Genomic DNA, 7,380 nt, shown 5'->3' with positions numbered 1-7,380 from the left:
ATCTACTACCTCGTCGCCGCCTTCCGGCCCGACCGCAGCCCCGAGCTCGTCATGCTGCTCAACGACATGGCGTGGGTCATCTTCATCGCGCCGGTCGGCATGCTCGTCGGGCAGAATCTGCTTCTGGCACTGGCCATCTACTTCGACGACGGACCCAATCCGGTGTTTCCCAGGTGGGCGGGCCACTTCTGCATCGTCACCGCGCTGCTGATGGCGCCCGCCGTCGGCGCGGCGATCTTCACCACCGGTCCGCTGGCCTGGAACGGGCTGGTGTCGTTCTACTTCCGCAACGGCGCGTATGCGCTCTTCATCATCGTGATGTTCTTCGTCCTACGCGGTGCACTGCAACGTCAGGCCGTCGAGGAGGGAGTCAGCGCGTGAGCAGCGTGATCTCGACGGGCAGCGCGCCGAGTTCGGCCCCCGTCCAGCCACCGAAGGCGGGCAAGCGGGACGTCTGGCTGGTCTTCTGGATCGTGCCAGCGTTCTACATGGCATTCGGCGTAATCTTCTTCGCCCTGGCCAGGGTGATGCCGCCACCGCGGCCGGACATCACCGAAGATCAGATGACCCGGTTCTTCCTCGACCACTCCACCACGATCAAGATCGGCTTCGGACTGCTGATTCTCATCGTCGGCGGAGCCGGGGTCGCCAACGGCATCGTGGCCTATCACATGAAGCGCATGACGGCGGGTTCCGTTCTGGCCTATGCCTATATCGGCTCGATGGCGGTCGGCGCACTGCCGGGTTGCCTCCTGGTCTCCTTCTGCTTCCTCACCGCGACGCTGCGACCGGATCGCGATCCAGAGCTGATGGCGCTGCTCTACGACCTCGGCCTGCTGTCCTATGTCGGCTCGTTGGGATGCTTCACGACGGCCTACTTCGCGTTCGCCATCGCGATCCTCTACGACCGCAACGAGATATTTCCCAAATGGCTTGCCTACGTGACGGTCTGGCAGATCGTCACCGAGATCCTCGCCGTACCGGTGTTCTTCTCGAAGGCAGGCCCCTTCGCTTGGAACGGCTCGATCTCCTTCTGGATGGGCACGGTGGTGTTCGGCATCTGGCTGAGCTGCGTGATCATGTTCCTCAAGAAGGCCAACGAGCTGCAGCCGACCGACGAGCCGGCGCTGGACTGATGACCGTCGCAACCGACAACGACGCTCCGGCGCGGGCGACACACGTTCCCGGCGACGGCCACATGTGGGTCATGGTGCTGGGCGACCTCTTCATCTTCGGGGCCTACTTCGTCATCTACATGATCTACCGGGCCATGCACCCGGCGCAGTTCCTGCAATCGCAGCAGCACCTCAATCTCAATGTGGGCGCGCTCAATACGCTGGTGTTGCTCACCAGTTCGTGGTTCGTCGCGCGCAGCGTGCACACCGCCCGCGCAGGTGCACACCGTCAGGCACTGCGACTCACCTACTCCGGCGGTTTGTGCGGGGTGCTGTTCATCGCGATCAAGGGCTACGAATGGGCCAGCGAGATCGCCAGGGGCAACACCATCACGAGCAACGAGTTCTTCACGTTCTATTACATGCTCACCGGGGTGCACCTGTTCCACGTCGCATTGGGCCTCGTCATCCTCGGGATCGTGGTGCGCGACCTACGCAACCCACGCCGTCGCCGAATGTCGATGATCGAATCGGGCGCAACCTACTGGCACATGATCGATCTGCTGTGGATCGTCATCTTCGGCCTGCTCTACGTGATGAGGTGACCCGGTGACGACAACGCCCACCACCGCTTCCGAGGTGCCGGATTCTGCGTCGACACGCCCCATCACCTATGTCTGGATCATCCTGTGCGCCATCACGATTGTGTCGTGGTGGCTGGCGCCCGGGCACTCCGGGAGCGGTGCGGTGGCCAGCGTTCCGATCACCCTCGCCGTGATCCTGCTGGGGTTCGTCAAGGGCCGGTTGATCATTCGGTACTTCATGGAGGTCCGCACCGCGCCCGGGTGGCTGAAGGCCTCCACCGACGCGTGGCTCTCCGTCCTATGGGTGGCAATCCTCGGGATCTACCTCCTTTAGTCCAGCTCCAACAGGCGCGGGATGAGCGCGATCAGATTGGTCCGCAGCACCTCGTCGTCGAGGTCGGAGACGATCGGATTGACGACGGAACCCGCGATGGCCGCGGACATGATCGCCGCCGCCACCCTGGCCTGGGTGTCGTCGCGTTCGTCGAGCAGAACCCCGTACAACCGGCTCATGAAGCTGAGAAAGGGTGGGTGCTCACCGAGGATTCGGATGATCACCGGATCACTGGTCAGGGTGCCCACCCACTTGCGCCGCGTCACCGCGAGGTCGATCAGCTGGATCAGCAGCGTCCTACGCGCCTGCTGACGCCGGGGGTCGGCCTCTGCGGCGATCAACGCGTCCTCCAGGATCGCCAACTCGTTCTCCGTGACCGCGATGACGATCTCGCTCTTGGACTTGTATTGGTGATAGACCGCCGCTTTCGTGACGCCGATGGCGTCGGCGATCATCTGCAGCGAGGTGCCGCTGACGCCATGCGAGCCGATGAGGTCGAGCGCGGCCGTCAAGATGCGTTGCTGCGGGCGGGTGCGCGCAATGCTTCCAAACGGTCGGTCAGCCAGCGCATCCTCGGTCGCCACCCGCCCAGATTAGCCGAGACGGGAGCGCGCCGGCCGATCCCGGGCACGTCGCCCCGCCGACGACCAGTTCCTCTCGGCGCCAAGGGCTTCCCGGGAAGCGTCCCGCGGCGCCAGCCAGCCACCTCGTGACGTTCCCCTGTGTATTTGCCGATGAGACGAGTGAACCGCAATCGGTGTGGGTACCGTCACGCCCATGAAGCTGATCTCGCCGACCGATTCGATGTTCCTCATCGGCGAAACCCGTGAACACCCGATGCACGTCGCGGGCCTGCAGCTCTTCGCGCCGCCCGAAGACTCGGGTCCCGACTTCATCCGGGACATGTACGAGACGCTCGCGAAGAACGACGACTTCCAGCCGACGTTCCGCAAGCACCCTGGCCGAATGCTCGGCGGTATCTCCAACGTCGCCTGGGCGTTCGACGACGACGTCGACATCGATTACCACCTGCGCCGGTCCGCTCTGCCTCGCCCCGGCCGGGTGCGCGACCTGCTCGAGCTGGTCTCGCGGCTGCACGGCACACTGCTCGACCGGCATCGCCCACTGTGGGAGACGAGCCTCGTCGAGGGCCTCAGCGACGGCCGCTTCGCGGTGTACACGAAGATCCACCATTCGCTGCTCGACGGGGTCTCTGCACAGCGCCTCACCATCCGGTCGATGACCTCGGACCCCGATGACCGCGAGATCCGGGTGCCATGGACACTTGGCCCCACACCGAGGAGCAAGGACTCAGAACCGTCGCGCTCGGTCTTTCAGACCATTACCGATACGGTCGGTTCGCTTGCGTCCCTTGCACCTTCCACCCTGTCGGTGGCGAGGGCCGCCCTGGTCGAGCAACAACTGACCCTTCCGTTCCGGGCGCCCAAGACCATGTTCAACGTCCCGATCGGCGGAGCCCGGCGCGCCGCTGCGCAGTCATGGCCGCTGGCCCGGATTCGGGCCGTCAAGTCCGCGGCGGGCGTCACCGTCAACGACGTCGTGCTGGCGATGTGCGCTGGTGCGCTGCGCGCATACCTCGTCGAGCAGGACGCGTTGCCGGACACGCCGCTGGTGGCGATGGTGCCGATCAGCCTGCGTTCGAAGGACGAACAGGACGCCGGCGGCAACATGGTCGGCACCATCCTGTGCAATTTGGCCACCGACGTCGACGACCCCGCCAAGCGACTCGACGCGATCAACACGTCCATGAGCGAGAACAAGAAGGTGTTCGCCGAGCTGCCGCGGACGCAGGCGCTGGCACTGTCGGCGTTCCTGATGTCGGGGATCGCGCTGGGGGTGGTGCCCGGGTTCGTCTCCTCCGTGCCGCCGCCGTTCAACATCGTCATCTCCAATGTTCCTGGTGCTTCAGAGCCGCTGTACTGGAACGGCGCCCGGCTCGACGGCAACTATCCGCTGTCGATCGCGTTGGATGGCCAGGCACTGAACATCACCTTGACCAACAACGCAGGCAATCTGGACTTCGGTCTCGTCGGGTGCCGCCGCAGCGTGCCACACCTGCAGCGACTGCTGATGCACCTGGAGGATTCGCTCGCCGACCTGGAGCGGGCCGTCGGCATCTGAAGGCCCGAGTTCGCGCGTCAGTACTTCCCGAAGACGAGGACGACGTTGTGGCCGCCGAAGGCGAACGTGTCGTTGACCGCGTAACGGTAGTCGGATCGCCTGGGCTCGCCGGTGACCACGTCGAGTTCGACCCGCCCGTCGAGGTGGCTCAGGTTCAAGGTCGGCGGCACGATCCCGTCACGAAGTGCGAACAGCGCCAGCACCGACTCGATGGCGCCAGCGGCCCCGAAGGTGTTGCCGAGGGCCGCCTTGGGCGCGTAGACCGCGGGACGGTGGCCGCAGAGCGCCTTCTGCAGTGCGGCGGCCTCCACCAGGTCACCGTCGACGGTGCCTGCGGCGCTGGCGATGACGAGATCGATGTCGGTGGGCGCCAGGCCGGCCAGTTCGATCGCGCGTGTCAGGGCGTGGGCTTCCTGTTCGGCGTCGGGATCGGAGACCATCGCGTCGAAGCCGTCCGATGTGGTGGCCGCGCCGAGCACCCGGCCAAGGATGCGTGCACCACGGGCCTTCGCATGAGCCTCGGTCTCCATGATCAGCAGCGCCCCGCCCTCGCCGAGGACCATGCCGGTGCGGTCGCGGTCGAACGGGCGGCAGGCACCCGCGGGATCGTCGTTGTCCGCCGACATCACCCCGTCGATCTGGGAATAGGCCGCGATCGGGACACCCTCGATCGGAGACTCGACGGCACCGCAGATGACGACGTCGGCGTCACCGAACACGATCTGCTGAAAGGCCTGGGCAATCGCTCCGGCGCCCGACGCGTCGGCCATCAGCGGCGCCGTGACCCCCGCTCGGGCCGCCCGATCCAACCCGATCGCCGCGGCGGGCCCGTTGGGCATGAACATCTGGACCGCCAGGGGCGAGATTGCCTTCATGCCCCGATCGCGCATCCCGATGTAGCTGAGGATCATTTCCTCGCCATTACCGAATCCAGCGCCCACCGACACCGCCAGGCGGGTTGGGTCCATCTCGGGCGCCCCGCAGTCCAGCCACGCGCGGCGGCCCAGCACCACCGCCATCTTCTGCAGGTAGGACAGGCGCCGCAGCTCGACGCGGCTCAGTTCGGAGTCGAAGTCCTCGAGAAGCTGACCTCCGATGCGTACCGGCAGATCCAGTTCCTCGAAGTAGGGACCCGACAACGCGCGGATGCCGCTGCGACCGCCGACCAGGGCCGACCAGGTGTCCTCGCCGTTGGTTGCCAGCGCGGTGGTCATCGCCGCTCCGGTGATGACCACGTCGGGAACCTCGCCAAGCACCTGAACCTCCCTTTGCGTGTGGATACCGATTGTGCCGTCCACGCCATCCGCCGTGCACACGGGGCGGGTCCCCCGGCCCAGCACGGTGAATCACGGACTCGACTTTCATTCGGTTTCGAATTCGCGAAAGCTCCGTCAGTCACACAAACGAGTCGTCAACGTATCAATTTGGCAATCGGTCTTCCAATTGCTGAGAACACTGCATCAAGATCATTCATCGGAGTATGACGGCTCTCACCTGTGGTCAATTCAAAATATTGGCGGTCGACGAATGCGTGTTTTTGAACGATAATGTTTGCAGATACACAGGAGGCTATGAAATGACCGATATCGCGACACGCGCGGGTTCGGTTCCCGGCGCGCAACCCACGGCGGCACTACAGCACATATCCGAAGCCATGGACCGGGTAGTCGCAACGAAGCGCACGCAATCCACAGAGCTCATCGAAGACGCCGAACGGGAGCTGCAGGGCGCCGTGGACGCGGCGCGGGATCAGCAGGTTCAGTGGGGTGAGATCGGCTCCGTGTTGGGCATCGCGCGCGGCAACGCCTACCGGCGGTACCGAAGGCGGCTATCGCTCGGCGACTTCCCGCGAGGGCTGGGCGCCACGAAGGCCTGCCGCAAACCGAGCCGGTAAGCGTCGCTCGGTAGGGCTTCAAAGGCTTTGTGACACAGCCGCTCATCCCATTGAGACCGTCAGGCAGCCGACCCATCACATGGAACTGGCCCTGACGCTACGAGAGCGTCAGGGCCAGCGAGGTTCCACGTCGTCACACTGGCTCAGCCAGGCAACCCCTGCTCTTCGACGGGAAGCGGTGCGGGCCCCTTGATGGCTGGCACTGCCACCGGAATCAGTGGCGCGTGCGGCGCGGTGCTCACCGTGCTGGTGGTACCCGTCGACATCGTCGAGTCGGCCACGGCACCCGGTGCAGCGTGCGCGATCGTTGCGCCGACGATCCCCAAAGTCACCATCGCGCCCGCGGCGGCGACGCCGAACATCTTTGTGCTACTTGACTTAAGCATCTGGACACTCCTCATCTTTACTTCCACTAGTCCGTCAACTACATCGACGAAAGCGGTCGTATTTATTCCGAGGGGCGGGCAGTGTGTCGTTCGCGACAGTGGGGGCGCGGGAGGGGAGCCGCAGCTCTACGGCGCCGTCACCACACGCGCACCCAGTCGACCAGCATGTCCGCCGGATAGGTACCCCCGGCGGGATCGCCGCCACCCGAGCCTCCGACCGCGAGATTGAGCATCGGCGTCAATTGGTAGCCGGGGTCGTTGAACGGCCAGTCGTCGAGGGAGTTGGCGGGGACCGAGAAGTACGGCTCCGCGCCGGCGACGTAGTCCCGCCAGAAGTACATCCCGGTGTCATTCCACGTGCAGCGCCAGACGTGCCACGCGCTGTCCACGTCGAACGGCTGGGTGGCGAATGACGTCCCGTCCAGTCGGGCGTGGACCGTGGTCCCCGACGGCCAGTTTCCGTTGCCGTACCACTCGACGAGATCGACCTCACCGCCGCGAACGGGGTCGTCGTTCAACAGCCACCACGCCGGCCAGCTGCCCAGCGTCAGGCAGTCGAACTTCACCCGCGCTTCCCACGTGAGGCCGATGCCTCCCCGCCAGTTGCCGGTGAGCTTGCCACCGAAGTACTTGCCGTTCTCCTTCGTGGCACGGATGACCAGGTTGGACTTGCCGTCGAGGAAGACGTTCCTGCGGTCGTTGCGGTACTGCCCCATGTTCTCGGGCCGGTCCCAGAACACCGGGTTCTTGATGGTCTCGCGCGCCGTTGAGATCGCCCATTTCGCCGGGTCGGGAGCCGAACCGGCCGGACCGTCGAACTCGTCGTGGAAGAGGAAGTTCGGGGTCGCCGTCTGGGGCGGAGGCGCCAGGGGCGGCGGCGATCCCGAGGGCACGGCGCGCGCCACGGGGACGGGCAGCGCAGCAG

The 7,380-nt window shown here is 65.3% G+C and carries 9 protein-coding genes and 1 pseudogene; 6 read left to right on the top strand and 4 right to left on the bottom strand.

Going from position 1 to position 7,380, the window contains the following annotated elements; all coding sequences use genetic code 11:
- The 4 genes and pseudogenes from ACRDUX_RS01585 to ACRDUX_RS01570 form a co-directional block, all read left to right on the top strand.
- A pseudogene (locus ACRDUX_RS01585) lies at nt 1-381 on the top strand (hypothetical protein); the annotation flags it as partial.
- Between the two features lie 5 nt (nt 382-386).
- Entirely contained in the window at nt 387-1,136 is a 750-nt protein-coding gene (locus ACRDUX_RS01580) for a hypothetical protein (RefSeq protein WP_526410359.1), read from the top strand.
- The gene (locus ACRDUX_RS01575; protein WP_526410357.1) at nt 1,136-1,720 is read left to right on the top strand and encodes a cytochrome c oxidase subunit 3 family protein; all 585 of its coding nucleotides are present in this window, start codon (nt 1,136-1,138) and stop codon (nt 1,718-1,720) included. The genes ACRDUX_RS01580 and ACRDUX_RS01575 overlap by 1 nt, the downstream gene beginning before the upstream one ends.
- Before the next feature lie 4 nt (nt 1,721-1,724).
- Nucleotides 1,725-2,033, top strand: a complete 309-nt coding sequence (locus ACRDUX_RS01570) for a cytochrome C oxidase subunit IV family protein (protein ID WP_526410355.1) — start codon at nt 1,725-1,727, stop codon at nt 2,031-2,033.
- On the opposite strand, the gene ACRDUX_RS01565 is transcribed toward ACRDUX_RS01570, so the two are convergent.
- Nucleotides 2,030-2,617, bottom strand: coding sequence for a TetR/AcrR family transcriptional regulator (locus ACRDUX_RS01565; RefSeq protein WP_526410353.1), 588 nt, complete (start codon nt 2,615-2,617; stop codon nt 2,030-2,032). The two genes, ACRDUX_RS01570 and ACRDUX_RS01565, sit on opposite strands and share 4 nt — an antisense overlap.
- A 193-nt stretch (nt 2,618-2,810) precedes the next feature.
- Between ACRDUX_RS01565 and ACRDUX_RS01560 the strand changes: the two genes are divergently transcribed.
- Entirely contained in the window at nt 2,811-4,175 is a 1,365-nt protein-coding gene (locus tag ACRDUX_RS01560; RefSeq protein ID WP_526410351.1) for a WS/DGAT/MGAT family O-acyltransferase, read from the top strand.
- 17 nt (nt 4,176-4,192) lie between these two features.
- Here the strand turns inward: ACRDUX_RS01560 and ACRDUX_RS01555 are convergent, their stop codons facing one another.
- Complete coding sequence (locus tag ACRDUX_RS01555; RefSeq protein ID WP_526410349.1) at nt 4,193-5,473, bottom strand: KasA/KasB family beta-ketoacyl-ACP synthase; 1,281 nt, start codon at nt 5,471-5,473, stop codon at nt 4,193-4,195.
- A 278-nt stretch (nt 5,474-5,751) separates the two neighbouring features.
- On the opposite strand from ACRDUX_RS01555, the gene ACRDUX_RS01550 reads away from it, so the two are divergent.
- On the top strand, nt 5,752-6,069 hold the full coding sequence (locus tag ACRDUX_RS01550) for a hypothetical protein (RefSeq protein ID WP_526410347.1): 318 nt from the start codon (nt 5,752-5,754) through the stop codon (nt 6,067-6,069).
- Nucleotides 6,070-6,212: 143 nt separating this feature from the next.
- On the opposite strand, the gene ACRDUX_RS01545 is transcribed toward ACRDUX_RS01550, so the two are convergent.
- The gene (locus ACRDUX_RS01545) at nt 6,213-6,455 is read right to left on the bottom strand and encodes a hypothetical protein (protein ID WP_526410345.1); all 243 of its coding nucleotides are present in this window, start codon (nt 6,453-6,455) and stop codon (nt 6,213-6,215) included.
- Between the two features lie 137 nt (nt 6,456-6,592).
- A partial coding sequence (locus ACRDUX_RS01540; protein WP_526410344.1) for a glycoside hydrolase family 16 protein occupies nt 6,593-7,380 on the bottom strand: 788 nt, incomplete at its 5' end.

This window comes from Mycobacterium sp. (assembly GCF_050701675.1).
Lineage (GTDB): Bacteria > Actinomycetota > Actinomycetes > Mycobacteriales > Mycobacteriaceae > Mycobacterium.
This window is presented reverse-complemented; position numbering and strand designations above follow the sequence as displayed.

Excerpts from the sequence above, each read along its gene's own strand:
- ACRDUX_RS01575 (WP_526410357.1), top strand. The coding sequence starts at position 1,136 with ATGACCGTCGCAACCGACAACGACGCTCCGGCGCGGGCGACACACGTT.
- ACRDUX_RS01560 (WP_526410351.1), top strand. The coding sequence starts at position 2,811 with ATGAAGCTGATCTCGCCGACCGATTCGATGTTCCTCATCGGCGAAACC.
- ACRDUX_RS01550 (WP_526410347.1), top strand. The coding sequence starts at position 5,752 with ATGACCGATATCGCGACACGCGCGGGTTCGGTTCCCGGCGCGCAACCC.
- ACRDUX_RS01545 (WP_526410345.1), bottom strand. The coding sequence starts at position 6,455 with ATGCTTAAGTCAAGTAGCACAAAGATGTTCGGCGTCGCCGCCGCGGGC.